A 21,196-nucleotide genomic window follows, 5' to 3' on the forward strand; every position below is an offset into this window, starting at 1 on the left:
CTCGAACCGCGCCCGCGTACGCGCACCCGGCTACAAGGCTGGCAACCACAGGATAACTGGGTGCGTTGCGCACGGGCCGGTTCGGGGATTCGAAAAATCCGCAGTACCCGAACCTGGAGACACCCATGTCTGACACTCGAACCGCACTGGTCATCGGCGGCGGCATCGCCGGACCGGTCGCCGCGACCGCGCTGCTGAAGGCGGGCATCGACGCCCGCGTCTACGAGGCTTATCCCGGACCGTCCTACAACATCGGCAGCGGGCTCGCGCTGGCCCCCAACGGCATTGCCGCCCTTGACATCATCGGCGCGGGCGACGCCGTGCGCGCCATCGCCGTAGCGGTGCCGAAGATGGGCCTGTCCATCAACGACAAGGACATGCACATGCCCGGCCTGTCCGGCCTGCCACCACTGCAATTGGTCGATCGCGGCGAACTGCACCAGACGCTGCACGATCACGCGGTCGCCGCCGGTGTGCCCTTCGAATACAACAAGCGCCTGGTCGATGTCGCCGAAACGGCGTCGGGCATCACCGCCCGGTTCACCGACGGCAGCACGGCCACCGCCGACGTACTGATCGGCGCCGACGGCATCCGATCCACGGTGCGCGGCTTGATCGACCCGCAGGCGCCGGGGCCGGAGTACCTCGGCATGCTCGGCTTCGGTGCGCTGGTCGACTACGACGGCGAGATCCCGGAGGGCACCATGACCTTCGCGTTCGGCAAGCAGGCCTACTACCTGTACGGGCCGGGCGGCGACGGCCGGGTGCTGTGGGGCGCGAACCTGCCGCACAAGGAATACCTGTCGCTCACCGCGGCCCGGGCGATCCCGAAATCGCACTGGCTCGACATCCTGCGCGAGACCTACGCCGAGGACACCCCCGGCGGCGAACTGGCCAGGCGCACCACCGAGGAGCAACTGGAAGTCATCGGCGCACTGCACATCATGCCGTCGGTGCCGCACTGGTTCCGCGGCCGGATGGTGCTGGTGGGTGACGCGGTACACGCGCCGTCCAACAGCTCCGGTCAGGGTGCGTCGCTGGCCATCGAGAGTGCCGTCCAGATCGCTCGCTGCCTGCGTGACCTGCCGGTACCGGCGGCGTTCGCCACCTACGAGCAGCTGCGCCGCGGCCGGGTGGAGGCCGTCGCGGCCCGTGCGGCGAAGGCCAACCACAGCAAGACCCTCGGCCCGGTCGGACGCAAGATGATGCAGCTGCTCGCCCCGCTGTTCATCAAGATGATGAACCCGGAGAAGACGATGGGACCCGAGCAGCGCTACCGGATCGATTGGGACGCGCCCGCACAAAAGGAATCGGCCGTAGCGGTCTGATTCGCCCGAACCGGGCGGGCTGGTGGTCCGTACTCTGTGGAGCACATCAAATCGAGCGCACTCCGGGGGAACGATGCAACCTGACCACCAGCCTGCCCTGCACCTGACGGGCCTGTGCAAACGCTTCGGCGGTCCATGGGTCGTCGACAACGTGAGCCTGGCGGTCCCGCCGGGCTCCTTCTTCGGCCTGGTCGGCCCTAACGGGGCGGGCAAGACGACGACACTGTCGATGGCCTGCGGACTGCTGCGGCCCGACAGCGGCCGCGCCGAGATCTTCGGCGCCGACGTGTGGGCCGATCCGGTGCGCGCGAAAACCCTGGCGGGTGTGCTGCCGGACGGGCTCGCGCTGCCGGAGCGGCTCACCGGACGGGAACTGCTCACCTACACCGGGCTTTTGCGCGGCATGCCGGAGCGCACGGTGGCCGAGCGCGCCGACGAACTGCTCGCGGTGTTCGAATTGACCGGCGCCGAAGGCACTTTGGTGGTCGACTACTCCGCGGGCATGCGCAAGAAGATCGGCCTCGCGACCGCGCTGCTGCACGCACCGAAACTGCTGGTGCTCGACGAGCCGTTCGAGGCGGTGGATCCGGTGTCGGCGAGCACGATTCGCACCATCCTGCAGCGTTTCGTCGCCGCGGGCGGCGCGGTGGTGCTGTCGAGTCACGTGATGGCGCTGGTGGAGAACCTGTGCGATCAGGTCGCGGTGATCACCGGCGGCCGGGTGGTCGCGGCGGGCACGCTGGAGCAGGTGCGCGGCGGAACCACGTTGGAGGAGGCGTTCGTTCGCCTCGTCGGTGGTCGTGTCGGCGGCGAGGACGGACTGTCGTGGCTGGCGTCCTGATCCGCATGCGGCTGCTGCTCACCAGGCGCGCGCTGACCAACGGCTGGCAGGGCTTCACCTTCGTGACCGGCATCCTGGCCGGTGCTGTCGTCGCGATCGGCACGGCGGCGGTGATCGGTTTCGCGGCGCGCGACGGCGACGTGGCTCATGGGACGACCATCGCGGCAACACTTTTCGGGATATGGACGCTCGGCTGGCTGTGTGGTCCGGTGCTGATCGGCAGCAGCGACGAGACCGTGCAGCCGGAGCATCTGCGGCTGCTGCCGATCAGCCATCGTGGGCTGGCCGCCGGGCTGCTGGCCGCGGCGTTCGCCGGGCCTGCGCCGGTGCTCAACCTGATCGCGTTCAGCGGGTTGATCGTGCTTGCGGCGCAATGGGGTTGGGCAGCGATGTTGGTCGCGCCGATCGGCGTGCTGCTGCACCTGGTGTTCGTGGTGCTGCTGTCGCGGGTGGTGCTGGCCTGGGTCGGCGCGGCCATGCGGTCGCGGCGCGGCAGAGATCTCGGCGTACTGCTGGCCGGGCTGGTCGGCCTCGCCTACTACCCGTTGAGCTGGCTGCTTGGGCACGTGAGCGAGCTGCGCGACGTGCCATCCGGTGTCGCGACGGCGCTGCGCTGGTCGCCGTCGGGGTGGGCACCTGCCGCCGTAGAAGCCGCGGCACAAGGGGATTGGCTGATCGCACTGCTGGCCCTGGTCGCGCTGGCCACGGCGTCGCTCGGGTTGTGGCAAGCGTGGTCGGTGCTGCTGGCCCGGCGCCTGGCCGCGCCGATGAACTCGGTGGCAGGCAGCAGCGGCGGCGGTCTGCTCGGCCGGGTGCGACAGGGCGGGCCGGTCGGCGCAGTGCTGGTCAAGGAGCTGCGTGCCTGGTGGCGGGACAGTAGGCGCCGGGCCACGCTGCTGCCGGTGTTGGTGGTCGGCATCCTGATGCCGGTGTTCCCGGCCGTCCAGGGCGGTAGCGCGGGTGGCGTGCCGTTCGCGGGTGTCACCGCGGCCTTGTTCGCCGTGCTGGCCGCCGCCAATCTCTACGGTTACGACGGCACCGCGCTGTGGCAAACCCTGGTCACCCCGGGTGCGGCCCGCGCGGACGTGCGTGGTCGCCTACTGGCCTTGCTGCTGGTGGTCGGGGTGCCCACGCTGCCGCTCAGCCTGATTCTGCCGGGGGCGCTCGGCCGGTGGGAGATGTACCCGTGGGTGCTTTCGCTGTACGCCGTCGCGCTGGGTGTCGGGATCTGCTCGGCGCTGGTGCTGTCGGTCATCGCGCCGTATCCGTTGCCGCCGCGCACCGGTAATCCGTTCTCCGGTTCGGGTAATCCGGGGTGCGCGAAGATGCTGATCCAGTTCGTCATGATCCTCGGGCAGATGTTCTCGGTGCTGCCGGTGGTGGCCATCCTGCTGGTCGGTCGCGCCACAGATTTGAAGGCGGTCGAATGGCTGGCGGTCCCTGCCGGTCTCGGTCTCGGGATCGCGGCGGCCCTGCTCGGTGCTCGCATCGCTGAGCGGCGGCTGGCCACGGGTGGGCCGGAGCTGCTCGCCGCCGTCCGCCCGAAGTGAGGCATGGCAACATCGGTGAGGCAATAGACTGGGTAGGTGAGCGATAGAGATTCCGATGGCAGTTTGGATCTGAATCAGTTGCGCACGTTTCTGGCCGTGCATCGGGCGGGGTCGATTACCGCGGGGGCCCGGCTGGTCGGATTGTCGCAGCCGACGGTGACCGCGCAACTACAGGCGCTGGAGAAGCGGCTGGAGCAACGCCTGTTCGAGCGGCTGCCGCGCGGTGTCGCGCCGACGGCGGCCGCCGCGGAGTTGGCGGCGCGGATCGCCGAACCGTTGGACGCGTTGAACGCCGTCGCCGGACGGAGTGTCGCGGCGGAGTTCGAAGCGCAGCCACCGGTCCGGCTGGCAGGCCCTGCGGAAATGCTTGCGGTGCAGGCGCTTCCGGCGTTGGCGCCGCTGGTGGCGGACGGTGTCCGACTGACCGTGACGGCCGGGCTCTCGGAAGATCTGCTGGCCGGGCTGCGCGCCGGTCACCACGACATCGTGGTGTCGACCGTGCGCCCGCGGGGCCGGACGGTGGTCGCCGAGGCGTTGTCGGACGAGGAATTCGTCCTGGTCGCCGCGCCCGCGGTCGCCGCACGCATCGACCTCGCGCACCTGCGCGCCGAGGGTCCGGCCACGTTGACCACGGTCCCGCTCGTCAGCTACGCCGCCGATCTGCCGATCCTGCGCCGGTACTGGCGGCACGTCTTCGGTCTTCGGCTGACCGGCGAGGCCGCGGTGATCGTCTCGGATCTGCGTGCGGTCGCCGCCGCGGTCGCCGCGGGTGCGGGGATCAGCGTGCTACCACGTTATCTGTGTGCGGCCCAACTGGATTCGGGTGCGCTGGTCACTCTGCTCGACCCGCAGGACCCGCCGATCAACACCGGCTTCCTGGTCCGCCGCCCCGGCACCGTCGCCCGCCCGCACGTCGACCTGGTGCACGCGCGCCTGCGTGCCGCCGCCCGCACCTGGTAGCCGCTAGCCGCGGGCCGCGCGGGTGCGGAGGATGTCGGCTGTCTGCGCGTCGGCGGGGAGGAACGCCTCCAGGTGTAGTTCGGCGAGGGTGATGTCGGTGGCGGTGGCGAACGAGGTGAGGGTGGTGATCAGCCGCAGCTCCCCGTCCTCGCTGCGCAGCCGCAGCGGCACCGCGAAACCGAGGTGGTCCGGGCCCGGTTCGGCCTGCGGCAGATAGCCTTCCAGCTCCGTGATCAGTTCCTCGAGGGCCGCATCGGGACTGCGGGACACCCGGCCGCGCAGCGCCTCGATGACGTGTCTGCCCCACTCGGGCAGGTTCGCCACGCGCTTGGCGAGCCCGTCCGGATGTAGAGCGAGGCGCAGCACATTGATCGGCGGCTCCAGCAGTTCGGGGGCGGCGCCCTCGGTGAGTACTTCGAAGGCCGCGTTGGCGGCGAGCAGGATGCCGCGCGGGCGCACCACCAGCGCGGGGTAGGGCTGGTGGCCGTCCAGAATCGTCGTCAGCGCCTCGCGCACCGGACCCAATTCCGGTGTGTCCAGGTCGGATTCGGGAAAGGCGGGCGCGTAGCCCGCCGCGAGCAGCAGGCTGTTGCGTTCCCGCAGCGACAGTTCCAGCGACTCCGCCAGCCGCACCACCATGGTGCGCCCCGGCCGCGATCGCCCCTGCTCCAGGAAGCTCAGATGCCGCTGGGTGGTGTCCGCCCGGATCGCGAGGTCGAGCTGACTGACCCGGCGCAGGGTCCGCCAGTGCTTCAGCTCGCGGGCGAATCCCGGTGCTGCTATCGCCGTTGTCATGTGCACAGTCTTATCCGAGGTGCGTCCGCCCGCGATTCCGCGGAGGGTATGAGCAGCAGCTCCGACCCCATACGGCTATTCCCTGCGGGGAATCGCGCGGTATCGCTGCGATCGCAAAGCTATGTCCCATGAGCAAGCAATTGAACGACAACGAACTGACCCGCTTCGCCGAGCAGTACGCCGCGCAGTGGAACGAATCCGACCCGGAGGCTCGGCGTAAGCAGATCCAGGAACTGTGGGCGCCCACCGGTGCGCAGACCCTGGTCGACCCGCCGGTGGTGATGCGGGAAGAGGCTGAGCGACTGCAATTTCCGATGCCCGCACTGGAGGTGCGCGGCCACGATGCCATGGACCGCAGGGTGACTCGCGCCTACGAGATGTTCATCGCATCGGGCGAGTACGAGTTCGCCGTCGAGGCACCGGCATTCCGGCTGCCCGCCGGGCTCATCGGGGTGAGCTGGACCATGGTGGCCAAGGCCGACGGTGCGGTCGCCGGCGGCGGCTTCGAGGTGATCGGCCTCGACGACGAGGGCCGGATCCTGTCCGACCACCAGTACATCGAGGGCGTGCGGTGAACGGCCTTGCCTATCACCTGGATCCACTGCGCGGACTCGACGGCCTGACCACGGCAGCGCAGGACTTGCCCGAGCCGGGCCCGAACCAAGTCGTGATCGAGGTGCTGGCGGCCTCGCTCAACCGGCGCGACCTGATGCTGATGGACGGCGACTACCCGCTGCCCGCCACGCCGGGCATCATCCCGCTCTCCGACGGAGTCGGGAAGGTGATCGCGGTGGGCGAGAACGTGACCCGGGCCGAAGTGGGTGACCGGATCACCGCGAGCTACTTCGTGCGATGGATCGACGGGCCGCAGCGGCTAGCCACGGCCGCCGAGCAGTACGGCGCCAACTTCCACGGCATGCTCGCCACTTACGCGGTGCTCGAGCAGGATTCGGTGGTGCACGTGCCCGCGCATCTGACCGATGTCGAGGCGGCGACGCTGACCTGCGCGGGAGACGTTGCGTGGGCGGCAATCACGAAGCCGGTGCCGGTCGGGCCCGGTGACACCGTGCTCACGGTGGGCAGCGGGACCGTCGCGCTGTTCGCCGTGCAGCACGCCGCAATGCTGGGCGCGCGCGTCCTTTCGATAACCTCCACCCCGGTCAAGGCCGAACGACTGCGCGAGCTCGGGGCGGACGAGGTGATCGATCGGACCGAGACACCGGACTGGGACGCGGCGGTCCAGGAACTGACCGGCGGCGACGGTGTCGAGCACGTCGTGGACACCGTCGGGCTGCCGACACTGTCGAAATCCGTTCGCTCCGGCGGATACAACGCGCAGATCACGATGATCGGCGCGATGCCGACGTCGGTGGCGGAGCCGGTCGGCGAGGTATTCGGCACGCAATACGTGTCGATCCGCCGCATCGCCGTCGGCAGCCGCACCGACTTCGAGGCGATGAACCGGGCGATCGGCGAACATCGCACCCGGCCGGTGATCGATCGGGTGTTCCCGCTCGACGGTGCGGTGCAGGCGTACCGCTACTTCCGCGACGGCGACCCGTTCGGCAAGGTTGTCGTGCGTATGTCCTGAGCGATGCGCAGCCGCTATCAGGGGCAGGTGCTGAGTTCCCGTGTCATGGCGTCTTTCTCGGCCTGGGTGACCCAGAGCTGGTAGGCCGCTTTGACCTGGATCTGCCTGGTCAGGTAGGCGCAGCGGTAGCCCTTGCTCGGCGGCAGCCAGCTGGCGGCGTCGGAGTCGCTCTTGGACTGGTTGGTCGGGCCGTCGACGGCCTGCAGGTTCAGCGGGTCGTTGGCCAGGTCACGGCGCCGCGCCTCGGAAAGCTGTTGCGCGCCTTTCTGCCAGGCGTCCGACAGCGCGATCACGTGGTCGATCTGCACGTCGTCGGAGGTCTTGGGGCCGCGGACGAACTTGATGGTCTTGCCGGTGTACGGATCGTTCAGGGTGCCGGTGGCGACCACGCAGCGGCTGTTGTCCTTGAAGGTGATCTCGGTGAGATCCCGCTGCAAAATGTCGTTGCGGGTGTCGCACTTGTTGTGGCCACCGGGGACCGACACGTCATCGGTCCAGGCGGGGCCGAATTGTTCACGGGTGTAACCGGTTTTGGGGGCGCGGCCGGCCACCCGGATCGTCTCCAGCAGGGCGAGGGTGTCGCGGCCGGGCATGCTGGCGGGCGCGTCGGCGCAGAGGGTGGAGCCGCACTGCGCGCTCGCTCTGGGGGATTCGACTCGGTTCACGTAGTAGTAGGACACTCCGATGAATGTCGCGATGGCCAGCGCGATCAGAGCGAGCCGCTGCACTGTGAACTTCATCGAGCTTCCTAACGCCAACCACCTGAACTATATCGGGCGCCAACGTATCCGGCGGCCGAGGTCATGGAAGTGATTGGGGGGTATGACGTTCCGCACAGCCAAGGGGGCTGGATACAACACCACCCTCGAGTCGCCGTGCCGGCGCCGACTCGAGGGTGGCTGATCACGAGGGAGATCGACCGTCGCGCGGGGGTGCGAATGGGTGTCCAGTCCATGTTCCGCACCCACCGACACCGCGGGTCCGATGAGGGAGGACCCGAGCTGTCGAACCGCGCCGGGCGAACTCGCTCGTGATGATCAGGGGCAGCTTGTTGCTACGTATTGAGACAGTAGATAGCGGGATCTGATCTTGGCAAGCTGATCGCTCTGATTCGGGATTATTCTCAGGTTCATTTCAGAATGATTGTTAGTTCTACTGGATGCGTACGGATATAACGGTCGGTTGCGTGACGCCTCGACGGTGCAGAATCCCACGATGCCGTGACGAGCGTCACCTCGACGGCGGTCACAGCCGGGTGGATTCCCGTGTCCAACCGAGTGAAGGCAAGAAAGCCGGACCCTTGGAAGGACCGATCATGGCAACCGTCGACGTTCTCGACTCGTTCATCACCTACCGCGACACGGGCACCGGTGCGGTGCCGGTGGTGTTCCTGCATGGCAACCCCACCTCCGCGCACCTGTGGCGCAACGTGATTCCGCACGTCAGCGACCAAACCCGGGCGCTGGCCCCTGATCTCATCGGCATGGGTGCCTCCGGCAAGCCCGACATCGGCTACCGGTTCGTCGATCACGCCCGCTACCTGGACGCCTGGTTCGACGCGCTCGGCCTGGACCAGGTGGTGCTGGTCGGCCACGACTGGGGCGGCGCGCTCGGCCTGGACTGGGCCGCGCGCCATCCGGGTCGGGTACGCGGCATCGCGCTGATCGAGACCTTCCTGCGGCCGATGCGCTGGGCCGACATGCCGCCGCTCGGCGCCGAGCTGTTCCGGAAGTTCCGCAGCGCCGAGGGGGAGCGAATGGTGTTGGCGGAGAATATGTTCATCGAGTTCAACCTGCCCAAGGGTGTCGCGGACCTGTCATCGGAGGATCACGACGTCTACCGCGCGCCCTACCCGACGCCGGAATCCCGTAAGCCGCTGCTGGTGTGGCCGCGGGAGTTCCCGCTGGACGGCGAGCCCGCGGATGTGGTGGCGATCGTGCGCAACTACGGGGAGTGGGCGGCGCGCACGCCCGAGGTGCCGAAGCTGGTGATGGGGCTGGCAAACGGGGTCGGACTCGGCGCGCCCGAGGCGATCCAGTGGGCCGCAACCACCTTCGCGGGCGCCGAGGTCGCGTCGATCGGCCCGGCCGGGCATCACGCACCGGAGGATCGGCCGGACGAGATCGGTGCGGCGGTGGCCGGGTGGCTCCGGCGGCACGCGCTGGTCGGCGCGGCTGCCGAGATCTCCTGAGCGGGCCCGGGTCCCGCACCGCTCAGCCGCGCGGTGCCACCGAGGCGGCGAACCCGTCCAGGAGATGCTGCAAGCCGAACTCGAAGAGCCGGTCGATGTCGAACTGAAAGTCGTTGCGCTCGTTGAGCCGCACGAGCGTGGGAAACTGGCCGCCGGCCAGGAACCGTTCGAACTCCGGCTCGTGGACATCCCACGGTTCGACCGGTCCGCCTGCCCGGCGTAGCCCGGCTTCCAGTTCCAGGTTCACGGCGATGCCGCGGACGTAGCTGTACAGCGAGACGTGAGCGTAGATCATGGCGTCCGGACCGAGGCCGAGGTCGTCGAAGGCGCGCACCGCCCATTCGGTGTGCGCCAGCAACTTCGGCGTCGGGTCCGGCTGATTCACCCAGATGGCCGCGACCGCCCACGGATGCCGGTGATCCATCGCCCATTGCAGGCGGGCGAGCACTTCCAGGCGTTCGCGCCAGCCCGCGGGCGCCGGGTCCGGGAATTCGGCCTCACCGAATGCCGCGTCCGCCATCAGCAGCACCAGTCGATCCTTGCTGCCCACATGGCGATACAGGGACATGGTCGGCACGCCGGGTTCGGTGGCCACGCGGCGCATCGACAGTGCCGCAAGGCCTTCGGCGTCGGCGATGGACATACCCGCGCGCACTACCAGCTCCGCGGTGAGTTCGGTATCGCGGCTCTGCTCGCGCGCGGGTGCGGCCTGCGGGGTGTCCACCACGGTGCCGACACCCGGTACCACGCGCACCACTCCTTCCTGGCGCAGCACGGCAAGCACCTTTGTCGCGGTGGCGATGGCGACGCCCCACTCCTTGGTGATCTGCCGTGCGGAGGGCACCCGGTCGCCGGCCCGCAGCTCGCCGGACGTGGTCCGCTGCGGGGCTGCGGAAGTGGTCGGCATGATGTTCGCCGAACCGCCGCCGCAGGAGGTGCTCGACGCGATGGCCGCCGACCCGCCGGAGGCCGATCCCGAGCTCGTCACCTTGAAGGACTACTGACATCCACCGGGCGAGACGACGGCCCCGGTAGACCTCGGTTGCGCCGCGGCAGGGTTCGCCGAAGGATGGCTGGATGAGCACGACGGAGGCGCAGGACGGCGGGCTGGTCGCGGCCGAGGAGCGGCTGCTGGTCGAGCGCGCTGTCGCCGGTGACCGCGACGCGATCGCCGGGGTGGTGCGCTTGCTGCAAGATCCGCTGTACCGGCTCGCGCTGCGGATGGTGTGGCGGCCCGCGGAGGCCGAGGACGCGACGCAGGAGATCCTGTTGCGGGTGCTCGCCCATCTCGGTACCTGGCGCGCCGAGGCGAAGCTACACACCTGGGCCTACCGGATCGGCGTCAACTATCTGCTGAACCTGAAAAGACAGACACCGCAGGAAGCCGCGCAGCTGAGCCTGGACGCTTTTCGGGACGGCCTGGCCGACGGTCTGGCCGAGGCGGACTATCGCGGACCGGAAGCAACGCTGCTGGCCGACGAGGTCCGGCTGACGTGCAGCCAGGCCATGCTGCAGTGCCTGGCCCGCGACGAGCGGGTCGCCTTCGTGCTCGGTGACGTCTTCGAACTCAACTCCACCGACGCCGCCTGGGTGCTCGGCATCACCCCGGCCGCCTACCGAAAGCGCTTGCAGCGGGCCAAGAAACGTCTCGGCTCTTTTTTGACCGCCACCTGCGGACTGGCCAACCCCGAGGCCTTCTGCCGCTGCGCGCGCCGGGTGGACAAGGCCGTCGCGCTGGGCCGGATCGACCCGCGCAAGCCGGGCCTCGCCCGCCATCCGATCAGTCCCGGCGGCCGCACCGTCGCCCAGGCCGAACAGCAGATGATCCGGTTGCACGACGCGGCCGCCGTCCTGCGCGCGCATCCGGATTACGCAGCGCCGCAGGCGAAGATGGACGCGATCACCGGGCTCCTGGACTCCGGCCGCTTCCCGCTGCTGAGCTGACGGTCGTCCGCGGCGGGTCGGTCAACTGGTCGCCGGGGCGGGCCGAAGCAGCGTGCCGTTCAGTACGCCGCGAGCAGTGCGCACCGCCACGGCCGACCACGCGGCGACCAGCGCGACATACAGGATCATCGCGATGGCGGCGAAAAGTTCTGCGCCGGTGTGGGTATAGAGCACGGTGCTGCCGGTGACACAGGTGCCGAGGGGGAAGGTGAAGCCCCACCAGGTCAGGTTGAAGGTCAATTCCCCGGCACGATAGGTCTTTACGGTGACGGCGCAGGCCAGCGCCAGCCACAGCATGGCGAACCCCCAGGTGACCAGGCCGAAGATGACCGAGAAGACCAAGAGGCCCTTGGCATAGAGGTCGGGCATGGCCGCGGGCGCCACGTTGGCGAGCAGTCCTGCGGCGGTGACGGATTGACCGAGCGGCCCGAGCACGATCCACAGGGTGGGCACCATGCTTGCGGCCGGGGTGCCGTGATGCATCAGCCGCGACCAGATCATGGTGATGGTGACCAACGCGGCGATCAGACTGAGACCGAACATCGCGACACAGAGCAGCATCATGGTCATCCGCAGCTGGCCCGCGGGGGTGTGCGGAATGAGCAGGGCGCCCATCGCGGCGGACACCATCGGCGGGACCACCGGCATCAACCAGCCACCGAACGCGGCATCGGCGCCGACGCGGTGCCTGGTGAACATCCGGTAGGGGACGGCGAAGGAGGTCAGCAGGCCGAGCACAGTGCCCGCGATCCACAGCACCCAGTCGATCGCCACGGCGGCGGGCACCCCGATCACCTCGGCACCGAGCAGCAGGGTGCCGCCGCCGACGGTCAGCAGCGCCATCGGCGGGGCGCCGAAGAACTGCGACATCACCGGGTGGTTGCGATGGTCGCGGGCGGTGTCGGGGAAGCGTACCCAGTGTGCGACCCACGCGACGCTCAAGACCACCAGCAGTGCGGCGGCCAGCGCCCACACGACGGTCGCGGCGCCGCGCAAACCAGGGAACTGCCACGGCAGGGTGGCCGCGGCATTGGCGACGATGCCCGTGCCCATCACCGCGGCGAACCAGTTGGGGCCGAGTTGGCGCAGCGAGCCGGACCGGTGCGGGCGGTGGTCGAGCTCGCCGACCAGACGCCGAGGTGCGGGGCGGAAGGTCACGGTGGCGGTCATGTCTCCAGCCTCGCCGGATGTCGTCGGGTCGGGTAGCTGGCATGTTCCTATGCATGCATAGACTCGTTCTATGCCGCTGTCGCCGCGAGTCCCCGACCTGGCCGCGCTCGACCTGCTGCTTTCGGTCATCGAGCTGGGCAGCCTCGGCCGGGCCGCGGCGGCGCACGGCATCAGTCAGCCCTCCGCGTCCTCGCGCATCCGGTACCTGGAGAAGCTCGTCGGCCTGCCGGTGCTGGAGCGCACCACGCTCGGCTCCCGGGCCACCCCCGCCGGTTCGCTGATCGCGGAGTGGGCCCGCGCCGTGATCCGCGCGGCCGAGCAACTCGACGCCGGAATCGACACCCTGCGCACCGAACGCGGCTCGCACCTGCGGGTCGCCGCCAGCCAGACGATCGCCGAATACCTCTTTCCCGCCTGGCTGATGCAGCTGCGGGCCACCGCGCCGGGCACCGCGATCGCCTTGGAGTCCGGCAACTCCGTCGAGGTCGCCGAGCAGGTCCTGGACAACAAGGCGGCTATCGGTTTCATCGAAAGCCCGCAGAGTTTCCGCGGTCTGGAGTCCCATGTCGTCGCGCACGACCGCCTGGTCGTCGTGGTGGCACCCGCGCACCGCTGGGCCCGGCGCGGCTCGGTCGGCCGCGCCGAACTCGCCGAAACCCCGCTGATCCAACGGGAATCCGGCTCCGGAACCCGAAACTGGTTCGAGCACGCCATGTGTCGCGAAATCCCCGGCTGGCGGTCCGAGGTCGCGCTGGAGCTGTCCTCCACCACCGCCATCAAGACCGCGGTGGCTTCGGGCGCAGGCCCGGCCGTGCTGAGCTCCCTGGCCGTGGCAGCCGAAATCGCCGCGGGCACCCTGATATCGCCGAAGGTCACCGACTTGGCGCTGGAGCGCACCTTGCGCGCCGTGTGGCCGACCGGTCAGCGGCCGACCGGCCCGGCTCGCGACCTCTACGCGATCGCGCGCGCCACCGCCCGGTAGCGCTCAAGCACTGTCGGCGGGCTGGGCCGTCGGGGGAACTCCGGTGTCCAGGAAGCGGATCAGGCGATCGATGCGGGCGGTGTGGTCGACGCAGCGCTCGAGGTGGTTGGCGAGCAGGGCGATGGTGATGGCGGTGGTGGTCGACTGCTCCGCTCCGGGGGCGGCGAGGGCCGAATGTAGCTGCTTGTGCAGCAGTTCCATCGCGTGCAGGCCGGGATCCTGCTCGGCGGGTGGTTCTTGGTGACCGGTCGCGACGGCCTGACCGCTGAGCGCGGTGCGGGTCGCGGCGAGCGTGCCCATCGCGGCCAGAATGTCGAGGATCGGTTGCGGCGCAACATGCCCCGGATGGCTTTGATAGACCTGATCGGCGACCCGGCTGAACAGCGCGCCGATCCGCGACAACTCGGTCGCGATCTGGATGGCGGTGACCACATGGCGTAGGTCGCGGGCGACCGGTGCCTGCAACGCGAGCAGCACCACCGTCCGCGCCTCGCACGCGCCGTACATTGTCTGTAGTCGCTCATCGAGTGCGAAAACCTCATACGTGGCGGTGAGGTCGGCACCGACCAATGCGTCGGTCACCCGCTCGGCCGCGTCGTGGGTAAGCCTGCACATCAACGTCAAATCATTGGTCAACGCGACTAGCTCGCGAGTGAACTGGGTGCGCACGGGCAAATTCTCGCCCATAACCGCGCGGCCGGTCGCATTAATCCCCACCTGGCCATGAATTGACGGTGCAGATGATGCCAACTCGCCGTTATCTGGTCGAGAATAGGCAGGGCACTTGACCGCGACGGACAGGATTGTGGTGTGAAGCGCGATGTCTCAGCTCAGCTCGAGGTGGCGATCACCGCGCCGACCACCCTCGAATTTCAGATCGCCGTCGCCCGCCAGCCGAACCTGGACCTGACCGAGTCGCTGGTGTTCGAACTGGACGGCTGGGCCATCACGCCCTGGGAAATACTCGGCCCGCACGGCACCCGAATCCACAAATTCTCGGTCGGCCCAGGCACTTTGCGGGCGCACTACCACGCGACCGTGCTCGGTCATGCGACACCCGAGACCACCACCGACTACGACCGCGCGCTGTACCTGCGGCCGAGCCGGTTCGCCGAGTCGGACAAGCTGCTCGGCTTCGCCGCCACCGAATTCGGTTCCGGCACACCGGATGCTCAGCTCGCGGTGTCGGTGTCGCAGTGGGTCGGCCGCCGGATCCGCTACGTCGCGGGCAGCAGCGACCCGATCGACGGCGCGGTGGAGACGCTGCTGTCCGGGGCGGGCGTGTGCCGCGACTTCGCGCACCTGGTCGTGGCACTGCTGCGCGCGGTGAAGGTACCCGCGCGGGTTGCGTCGGTGTACGCGCCGGGCTGCGCGCCGATGGACTTCCACGCCGTCGCCGAGGCCTACCTCGACGGCGCCTGGCGCGCCCTCGACGCCACCGGCCTGGCACCGCGCTCGACCCTGGTCCGGATCGCCACCGGCCGGGACGCCTCCGATATCGCGTTCCTGGACAACCACGGCGGCGAGATGAAGGTGCGCAGCTTGCAGATCCACGCCACGGTGGACGGCTTGCTGCCCTTCGACGACAACATCACCCCGACCGCGGTCTGCTGAGCGCGATCAGGAGATGTTCTTCAGGAACGACACCGCGTTCGCACTACCCGCCACCACGATGTCGAGCTTGCCGTCACCGTCGAAGTCGGCGACGACCGGCGTCTGCGGCTGTGCCGTGACGCTGAAATCTCCTGTCTTGCTGATGGTTCCGCCATTGCCGGTGAAGATCACCATTTTGGAGTTCAGCACCGCCGACATCGCGGCATCCAGCTTCCCATCGCGATTGAAGTCGCCGGCGGCGATGCTGGTCGGGCCGAGGCCGGAGATGTTCACCCGGTCGGTCTTCTTGAAGTCCCCCTGACCGTCCGACAGCAGCAGCGTGGTGCTGAAGGAGAACGAGTCGGCGGTGATCACGTCGTCGATGCCGTCGTTGTCGAAATCGGCCGCGCGCACGTCCTCGGTGATCAAGCCGCTGGTGCTCGCGCCGCGCCGGGTGAAGCTGCCGTCGCCGTTGCCGGTGAACACGTGCACCTGTTGCAGCACATCGTTGTTGATCGCAATATCGATCTTGTTGTCCGAGTTGAACTTTCCGACGGTGAACGCGGCGGCGACGCCCGGGATCAAGCTGGTCGACCCGTCTTCGAGGGTGCCGTCGCCCTTGCCGAGCCAGGTCTTCACCCCGGCGGGCACCAGGCTGAGCACATCGGCCTTGCCGTCGCCGTTGGCGTCCGCGACGATCACTTCCTGTTGCGCGCCTTCGAGTGTCAGGTACTTCTCGGCCGGCTTGAAGGTGCCGTCGCCGTTGTTCAGGAAGGTCGCGACCGTCGTCCAGGCCTGCGCGACGACGTCGGGCCTGCCGTCGCCGTTGAGGTCGCCGACCCCTACCGCGCCGAATCCGTTGCCCGCGTCGCCCACCCTGGTGCCGGTGTTGAACCGGCCGTCGCCCCGGCCGGTCATCAGAATCGGCCCTGCCCCTTGGAAATCGGCCGAGACGATGTCGGCCTTGCCGTCGCCGTTGAAGTCGGCGGTGACGGTGCCGATCGCGGACGGACCGGGTCCCCACGACGGAAATTGGCCACCGGAGGGCGAATCCACTTTCGGCGCGAAATTGATCGCTCCCGCGGCATGTGCGGGAGCGGGGGCGGTCAGGACGGAGCCGAGTAGGCCGAACGTCGCGGCGGCCGCAGCGAGAATCACGCCGCGCGGGCGAGGGGAGGGAGCGTCCATGAATTGTCCTGGTGTGCGCAGTGATAAAGCGGGGGACCCGGACTTTATGACGTGCATCACAGTGGAACGGCGGTTATTCCGATAATTCGTCGGATTGCCCACCGTGGTGGTATTCGGCTATGGCACTGTGCCAACGGTTTCGGTGCTCGCGGGTCGCGCCCCGGTGCTACCGTCGCCGCATGCCGAGCAAGCGCGATATTCAACATCGAGTGGTCACCACGTTGCAGCGCCGCGTCGTCAATCCGTTGCAGCGAAAGGTACCGGCCCAGCAGCTGCTGGAGACCGTCGGCCGGGTGAGCGGACAGCCTCGCGTCACTCCGATCGGCGGCCGCAAGGTGGGCAACGAGTTCTGGCTGGTCTCCGAGTTCGGCGACCGCTCCCAGTACATCCGGAACATCAAGGCGAACAACCGGGTTCGGGTACGCCTGCACGGCCGCTGGTACACCGGCACCGCGCACCTGCTGCCCGAGGACGACGCGCGCGCCCGGCTGCGCGAGCTGCCCCGCGGCAACAGCGCGGTGGTCCGGCTGGTCGGCACCGACCTGCTCACCGTCCGCGTCGACCTGGACGACTAGTAGCGCGCTACTCCTTGGCGCACTTCGACCAGAACTGGAACGGCCCCGCGAGATCGAAGGCGGTCTGTCCCCTGGCCACTGCCTTGTCCTGCGCTTCGGTGATGGTGGTGCCCCAGTCGGAGGCCCAGCCACCGTTCCGGCCGAAGGCGAACGCGACACAGTTGTCCTTCGACCAAACGGGCTCCTGACACGAAGCGCCACAGGCGATTTGCGCTTGGCCGACCGCGGCGTCCTGGCTGATCGAGCTCCTGGCCCAGTGCACCTCCTCGGTCGCCTCGTTGTAGGCCGCCGCGATCCACACGTTGGTGACCTTCGGCGTGGTCGGCGGTGCGGTGCTGATCGGTGGGAGCTTGGCGCTCGTCCGGGTGGTCGGCGCACCGGCGGTACTGGTGGCGACGGCGAAGCTGGTGGTGTCGGCGCCGCTCGCGTCGACCCGGTCGTTCTTGGCCGAGTTCTTCAGCACCTTCAGCCCGATGACTCCGCCGATCACGAGCAGGGTGAGCAGGACCGAACCGATCACGGCGAGGACCTTGCCACCGCCGCCACCGCCCGAGCCGGACCCGCCGGGTCCGTACTGCGGCGGGAACCCCTGCCCGGGCGGACCGGGCGGGAAGCCGCCCTGCTGCGGCGGATACTGCTGCGGCGCTTGCTGATACATCGGCGCTTGCTGGTATTGCGGTGCCTGCTGGTATTGCGGGACCGGATACTGCGGAACCGACGGGTACGGCTGCCCTTGCGGATCGTAGGGCTGGCCCTGCTGGTACGCCGGATCCTGACTCAGCGGGTTCAGCAGTGTCGGATCCGAGGGCGGCACCGGTTGGTAGGCCTGGTTCGGTTGACTCAGCGGGTTCAGCATCGTCGGAGCCGCGGGCGGTACCTGCTGATACCCCGGATCCGGCTGGCCGAGCGGATTGAGCATCGTCGGGTCCGCGCGTGGATGAGGCGACTGCGCCCCGCCGTCGGCGGCGCTCGGCTGATTCAGCATGGTCGGATCGGCGCGCGAGTAGCCAGGAGCCTGCTGTTCGTCCTTCGCTGCGCTCTGCTGCGCGTGTGGATCGTATGGCTGCCCGGGGTAGGGGCCGGGTGGGTTTGACATGCGTCCCCGCTGCTGGTCGTCTCGATCAAGGCCGAGCCAGGGTATCGACTCGGCGCTCGGTTATCTGCCCCTGCCAGTGGGGGCATTGTCCGATTCGGTGCCATTTCGGGGCCGCCACACCGCGCTGACCTGTGTGCGGAGGGTTAGCTGCAACGATGGATCTCATGATCCGTGTGTTGACCGACCGCTGGACCGTGTTCGTACCTATCATCGCCGCCCTCGCGCTGGCCGTCACCTGGGGGCGAAGTCTCTCCGGAGCGGCGGTGGTCGTGGTGGCCGCCGCGCTGATCGGCGCGGTGCTCGCGGCGGTCTATCACGCGGAGGTGGTCGCGCACCGGGTCGGTGAGCCGTTCGGGTCGCTGGTGCTCGCGGTCGCGGTGACCGTCATCGAGGTGGCGCTCATCGTCACGCTGATGATCTCCGGCGGCGACAAGGCCGCGTCGCTGGCCCGCGATACCGTCTTCGCCGCGGTCATGATCACCTGCAACGGCATCTTCGGGTTGTCCCTGCTGGTCGGCGCGCTGCGCAGACGGGTGGCGGTGTTCAACGCGGAGGGCACCGGCGCGGCACTGGCCACGGTCGCGACGCTGGCCACGCTCAGCCTGGTGCTGCCGACCTTCACCACCAGCCAGGCCGGGCCGGAGTTCTCCGCCGGACAGCTCGCCTTCGCCGCGGTCGCCTCGCTCGCGCTCTACGGGCTGTTCGTCATGGTCCAGACGGTGCGGCACCCGGACGACTTCCTGCCCGTCGAGGGCAACGGCGTGGTCACCGACGAGGACGTGCACAGCGAGTCGCCCACCGCCAAGGCCGCGCTGATCAGCCTGGTGATGCTGTTCGTCGCGCTGGTCTGCGTGGTCGGGCTGGCGAAGGTGGTGTCGCCGTCGATCGAGTCGGCCGTCGCCGACGCCGGGCTGCCGCCGTCCGCGGTCGGCGTGGTGATCGCTTTGCTCGTGCTGCTGCCGGAGACCCTCGCCGCGGTGCGGGCCGCGCGCCGCGACCAGGTGCAGATCAGCCTCAATCTCGCGCTCGGCTCGGCCATGGCGAGCATCGGCCTGACCATCCCGGCGATCGCCGTGGCCACCATCTGGCTGGACGGGCCGCTGGTGCTCGGGCTCGGCGCCACGCAGATGGTGCTGCTCGCGCTGACGATCGTGGTCGGTGTGCTGACGGTCGTGCCCGGCCGGGCGACGCTGTTGCAAGGCGGCGTCCACTTGGCCCTGTTCTCCGCATTCGTGTTCCTCGCGGTGAGTCCGTAGATCGTGTGATTCGACTCACGCGAGGCGGTCGGGGCCAAGCCGTATGGGCGGTGTGCTGACTATTGGCCCAGCTCCGGCCCTTTAGCCGGTGCGCGGCCGTCCCGCTTGTCCCATTTGCCGATTACGCCCTTTCGTAATCGGTCCGTGATCTTGCTGGCAGTTAGCTAAATCACATGATGAACGTCACAGTGATACCGAAATTCGCTGATAACGCGTATCAGAACGGCCATTTACTTCCATATCGTGCTGTTGACCGGGCAACGAAGCTAGTCACCGGCAAGCGTCGAGGAGGCGATGGTCACACCGTGATCAGCTTTACTGTTACTGGTTGTCACCGATAGCTTCATGGTGGCAGTGACGCCCATCATGGAGAGAACGACTGTGAAACCTGAGACACACCGGCCCGGCTCGGGCCCCGAGTGGCGTCTATGACCCGGGCGCGCTCGAGTGCCACCGCCGTCCGCGTCGTCCGCAAGAACTTCTCCGACACTGTCGTTTCGTCGTTGCGGACCTTCGGTCGCGCCGTGGACATCGCCCGGGAATCGGTGACCGGCACGGTCACCGGGATCGCGCGCGGCCGGTTCGAGTGGCGCGAGGCGACCACGCAGGCCTGGCGGTTGGTCACCGTCACGGCCATCCCCGCGATCCTGATCGCCATCCCGTTCGGCGTCATCGTCTCGATTCAGGTCGGCAACCTCATCCACACGCTCGGCGCGGACTCGCTGCTCGGCGCGACCGGCGGCCTCGGCGTGATCAAGCAGGGCGCCCCGCTGGCCACCGGATTCCTGCTCGGCGGTGCGGGCGCCGCCGCCATCGCCGCCGATCTGGGCGCGCGCACGATCCGCGAGGAGATCGACGCGCTCAACACCATGGGCATCAGTCCGATTCCCCGCCTGGTCATTCCGCGATTGGTCGCGATGATCCTGGTGGCACCGCTGCTGAACATCCTCATCATCTTCGTCGGCATCGTCGCGGGTTACGCGGTCGCGGTGGGCGGCCAGAACGTCACGCCGGGCAGCTACTGGGCCACCTTCGGTTCCTTCACCACCGTCGCCGATGTCTGGGTCTCGCTGCTCAAGGCGGCCCTGTTCGGCTTCCTGGTGGTGGTGATCGCCTGCCAGCGCGGGCTGGAGGCCAAGGGCGGTCCGCGCGGGGTGGCCGACGCGGTGAACGCGGCCGTGGTGCTGTCGGTGGTGTCGATCGCCGTCGTCAACCTGGGTGTCACGCAGGTGGTCGAGATGTTCCTGCCGACGAGGTTGGTCTGACATGTCCGCATCGACCTATGTGCCCAAGGGTTTGGGCTGGCTCGCCCGCTTCTACCAGCGCCGCGGCCTGCTGCTGGCCCGGTTCGAGGCGCTCGGCTTCGTGCTCGCCTTCGTCTGGCAGGTGCTCTCGTCGATCCCGTCGACGATCAAGCACTACCGCGACGAGACGCTGCGCATCATCTCCGACATGACCTGGGGCCGCGGCTCGGTCATCGTCGGCGGCGGCACCGTGCCGATGATGATCGTGCTCGGCCTGGTCATGGGCGCTTCGGTGGCTGTCGAGTCGTTCACCATGCTGAACATTCTCGGCATGGGCCCGGTCACCGGCATCGTCTCGGCCTACGCGACCACCCGCGAGCTCGCGCCGATCGCCGCGGCCATCGGCTTCGCCGCGCAGGCGGGCTGCCGCATCACCGCCGAGATCGGCTCCATGCGCATCTCCGAGGAGATCGATGCGCTGGAGGCGATGGGCTTGCGCTCGGTGCCCTTCGTCGTGACCACCCGGGTGATCGCAGGCGCCATCTCGATCGTGCCGACCTTCCTGATCGGCCTGATCCTGGCGTACCTGTCCTGCCGCGGCCTGATCACGCTGGTGCACGGTCAATCCGCGGGCGTGTACGACCACTACTTCTTCCAGTTCGTGGCCGGGTTCGACGTGATCGCCGCGGTGATCAAGGTGGCCATCTTCGCCACGGTGGTAATCCTCATCCACAGCTACTACGGCTTCTTCGCCACCGGCGGACCCGAGGGCGTCGGTATCGCCTCCGGCCGCGCGGTGCGCGCCTCCTCGGTGGCGATCGTGGCCATCGACATGGTGCTCACCATCGTGCTGTGGGGTTTCAACGCGACGATCAGCTTCACGGGGTAATGG

The 21,196-nt window shown here is 68.6% G+C and carries 21 protein-coding genes; 14 read left to right on the forward strand and 7 right to left on the reverse strand.

Annotated elements, in window-relative coordinates; genetic code table 11:
* Positions 1-125: 125 nt before the first annotated feature.
* The 4 genes from DMB37_RS27375 (at position 126) to DMB37_RS27390 (ending at position 4,679) form a co-directional block, all read left to right on the forward strand.
* Positions 126-1,328, forward strand: a complete 1,203-nt coding sequence (locus tag DMB37_RS27375; protein ID WP_135235116.1) for an NAD(P)/FAD-dependent oxidoreductase — start codon at positions 126-128, stop codon at positions 1,326-1,328.
* A 73-nt stretch (positions 1,329-1,401) separates the two neighbouring features.
* Entirely contained in the window at positions 1,402-2,169 is a 768-nt protein-coding gene (locus tag DMB37_RS27380) for an ABC transporter ATP-binding protein (protein ID WP_107654500.1), read from the forward strand.
* A complete protein-coding gene (locus DMB37_RS27385) occupies positions 2,154-3,719 on the forward strand; it encodes a hypothetical protein (protein ID WP_135235117.1) in 1,566 nt (521 codons plus the stop codon). Before DMB37_RS27380 ends, DMB37_RS27385 begins: the two co-directional genes overlap by 16 nt.
* Before the next feature lie 36 nt (positions 3,720-3,755).
* A complete protein-coding gene (locus tag DMB37_RS27390; protein WP_135235118.1) occupies positions 3,756-4,679 on the forward strand; it encodes a LysR family transcriptional regulator in 924 nt (307 codons plus the stop codon).
* A 3-nt stretch (positions 4,680-4,682) separates the two neighbouring features.
* Here the strand turns inward: DMB37_RS27390 and DMB37_RS27395 are convergent, their stop codons facing one another.
* A complete protein-coding gene (locus DMB37_RS27395; RefSeq protein WP_135235119.1) occupies positions 4,683-5,474 on the reverse strand; it encodes a helix-turn-helix domain-containing protein in 792 nt (263 codons plus the stop codon).
* Between the two features lie 128 nt (positions 5,475-5,602).
* Here DMB37_RS27395 and DMB37_RS27400 point away from each other — a divergent pair, with 128 nt between their 5' ends.
* Both DMB37_RS27400 and DMB37_RS27405 read left to right on the forward strand, forming a co-directional pair.
* Complete coding sequence (locus tag DMB37_RS27400; protein WP_135235120.1) at positions 5,603-6,049, forward strand: hypothetical protein; 447 nt, start codon at positions 5,603-5,605, stop codon at positions 6,047-6,049.
* On the forward strand, positions 6,046-7,065 hold the full coding sequence (locus DMB37_RS27405) for an NAD(P)-dependent alcohol dehydrogenase (RefSeq protein WP_240771669.1): 1,020 nt from the start codon (positions 6,046-6,048) through the stop codon (positions 7,063-7,065). The genes DMB37_RS27400 and DMB37_RS27405 overlap by 4 nt, the downstream gene beginning before the upstream one ends.
* A 17-nt stretch (positions 7,066-7,082) precedes the next feature.
* Here DMB37_RS27405 and DMB37_RS27410 read toward each other — a convergent pair whose 3' ends face one another.
* Positions 7,083-7,805 carry an HNH endonuclease family protein gene (locus DMB37_RS27410; RefSeq protein ID WP_135235121.1) on the reverse strand — a complete coding sequence of 241 codons (723 nt, stop codon included), beginning with the start codon at positions 7,803-7,805 and terminating at the stop codon, positions 7,083-7,085.
* A 575-nt stretch (positions 7,806-8,380) separates the two neighbouring features.
* On the opposite strand from DMB37_RS27410, the gene DMB37_RS27415 reads away from it, so the two are divergent.
* Positions 8,381-9,256: a haloalkane dehalogenase gene (locus tag DMB37_RS27415; protein ID WP_135235122.1), complete on the forward strand. Its 876-nt coding sequence runs from the start codon at positions 8,381-8,383 to the stop codon at positions 9,254-9,256.
* Between the two features lie 22 nt (positions 9,257-9,278).
* On the opposite strand, the gene DMB37_RS27420 is transcribed toward DMB37_RS27415, so the two are convergent.
* Complete coding sequence (locus DMB37_RS27420; RefSeq protein ID WP_135235123.1) at positions 9,279-10,163, reverse strand: TetR/AcrR family transcriptional regulator C-terminal domain-containing protein; 885 nt, start codon at positions 10,161-10,163, stop codon at positions 9,279-9,281.
* Between the two features lie 170 nt (positions 10,164-10,333).
* Here DMB37_RS27420 and DMB37_RS27425 point away from each other — a divergent pair, with 170 nt between their 5' ends.
* Positions 10,334-11,200 carry an RNA polymerase sigma factor gene (locus tag DMB37_RS27425; protein ID WP_135235124.1) on the forward strand — a complete coding sequence of 289 codons (867 nt, stop codon included), beginning with the start codon at positions 10,334-10,336 and terminating at the stop codon, positions 11,198-11,200.
* A gap of 21 nt (positions 11,201-11,221) precedes the next feature.
* On the opposite strand, the gene DMB37_RS27430 is transcribed toward DMB37_RS27425, so the two are convergent.
* Complete coding sequence (locus DMB37_RS27430; RefSeq protein ID WP_135235125.1) at positions 11,222-12,370, reverse strand: TDT family transporter; 1,149 nt, start codon at positions 12,368-12,370, stop codon at positions 11,222-11,224.
* 70 nt (positions 12,371-12,440) lie between these two features.
* On the opposite strand from DMB37_RS27430, the gene DMB37_RS27435 reads away from it, so the two are divergent.
* Complete coding sequence (locus DMB37_RS27435; protein WP_135235126.1) at positions 12,441-13,352, forward strand: LysR family transcriptional regulator; 912 nt, start codon at positions 12,441-12,443, stop codon at positions 13,350-13,352.
* A gap of 3 nt (positions 13,353-13,355) precedes the next feature.
* On the opposite strand, the gene DMB37_RS27440 is transcribed toward DMB37_RS27435, so the two are convergent.
* Entirely contained in the window at positions 13,356-14,021 is a 666-nt protein-coding gene (locus DMB37_RS27440) for a PhoU domain-containing protein (protein ID WP_240771670.1), read from the reverse strand.
* A 141-nt stretch (positions 14,022-14,162) separates the two neighbouring features.
* Here DMB37_RS27440 and DMB37_RS27445 point away from each other — a divergent pair, with 141 nt between their 5' ends.
* Complete coding sequence (locus DMB37_RS27445) at positions 14,163-14,966, forward strand: transglutaminase family protein (protein WP_135235128.1); 804 nt, start codon at positions 14,163-14,165, stop codon at positions 14,964-14,966.
* Between the two features lie 6 nt (positions 14,967-14,972).
* Here the strand turns inward: DMB37_RS27445 and DMB37_RS27450 are convergent, their stop codons facing one another.
* Positions 14,973-16,133 (reverse strand): VCBS repeat-containing protein, encoded by a 1,161-nt coding sequence (locus DMB37_RS27450; protein ID WP_167768948.1) that lies wholly within the window; start codon positions 16,131-16,133, stop codon positions 14,973-14,975.
* Between the two features lie 179 nt (positions 16,134-16,312).
* Between DMB37_RS27450 and DMB37_RS27455 the strand changes: the two genes are divergently transcribed.
* Positions 16,313-16,708 (forward strand): nitroreductase/quinone reductase family protein, encoded by a 396-nt coding sequence (locus tag DMB37_RS27455; RefSeq protein WP_135235130.1) that lies wholly within the window; start codon positions 16,313-16,315, stop codon positions 16,706-16,708.
* A gap of 7 nt (positions 16,709-16,715) precedes the next feature.
* Here DMB37_RS27455 and DMB37_RS27460 read toward each other — a convergent pair whose 3' ends face one another.
* Positions 16,716-17,804, reverse strand: a complete 1,089-nt coding sequence (locus DMB37_RS27460) for a DUF4189 domain-containing protein (protein ID WP_135235131.1) — start codon at positions 17,802-17,804, stop codon at positions 16,716-16,718.
* Between the two features lie 164 nt (positions 17,805-17,968).
* Between DMB37_RS27460 and DMB37_RS27465 the strand changes: the two genes are divergently transcribed.
* From DMB37_RS27465 to DMB37_RS27475, 3 genes are all read left to right on the forward strand, one after another.
* Entirely contained in the window at positions 17,969-19,060 is a 1,092-nt protein-coding gene (locus tag DMB37_RS27465; RefSeq protein ID WP_206055020.1) for a calcium:proton antiporter, read from the forward strand.
* Positions 19,061-19,488: 428 nt separating this feature from the next.
* Positions 19,489-20,325 (forward strand): ABC transporter permease, encoded by an 837-nt coding sequence (locus DMB37_RS27470; protein WP_135235133.1) that lies wholly within the window; start codon positions 19,489-19,491, stop codon positions 20,323-20,325.
* 1 nt (position 20,326) lies between these two features.
* Positions 20,327-21,193, forward strand: a complete 867-nt coding sequence (locus DMB37_RS27475) for an ABC transporter permease (RefSeq protein ID WP_135235134.1) — start codon at positions 20,327-20,329, stop codon at positions 21,191-21,193.
* The last annotated feature ends 3 nt before the right edge of the window (positions 21,194-21,196 follow it).

The sequence above is a fragment of the Nocardia sp. CS682 genome (genome assembly GCF_004634405.1).
GTDB classification, from domain to species: domain Bacteria; phylum Actinomycetota; class Actinomycetes; order Mycobacteriales; family Mycobacteriaceae; genus Nocardia; species Nocardia ninae.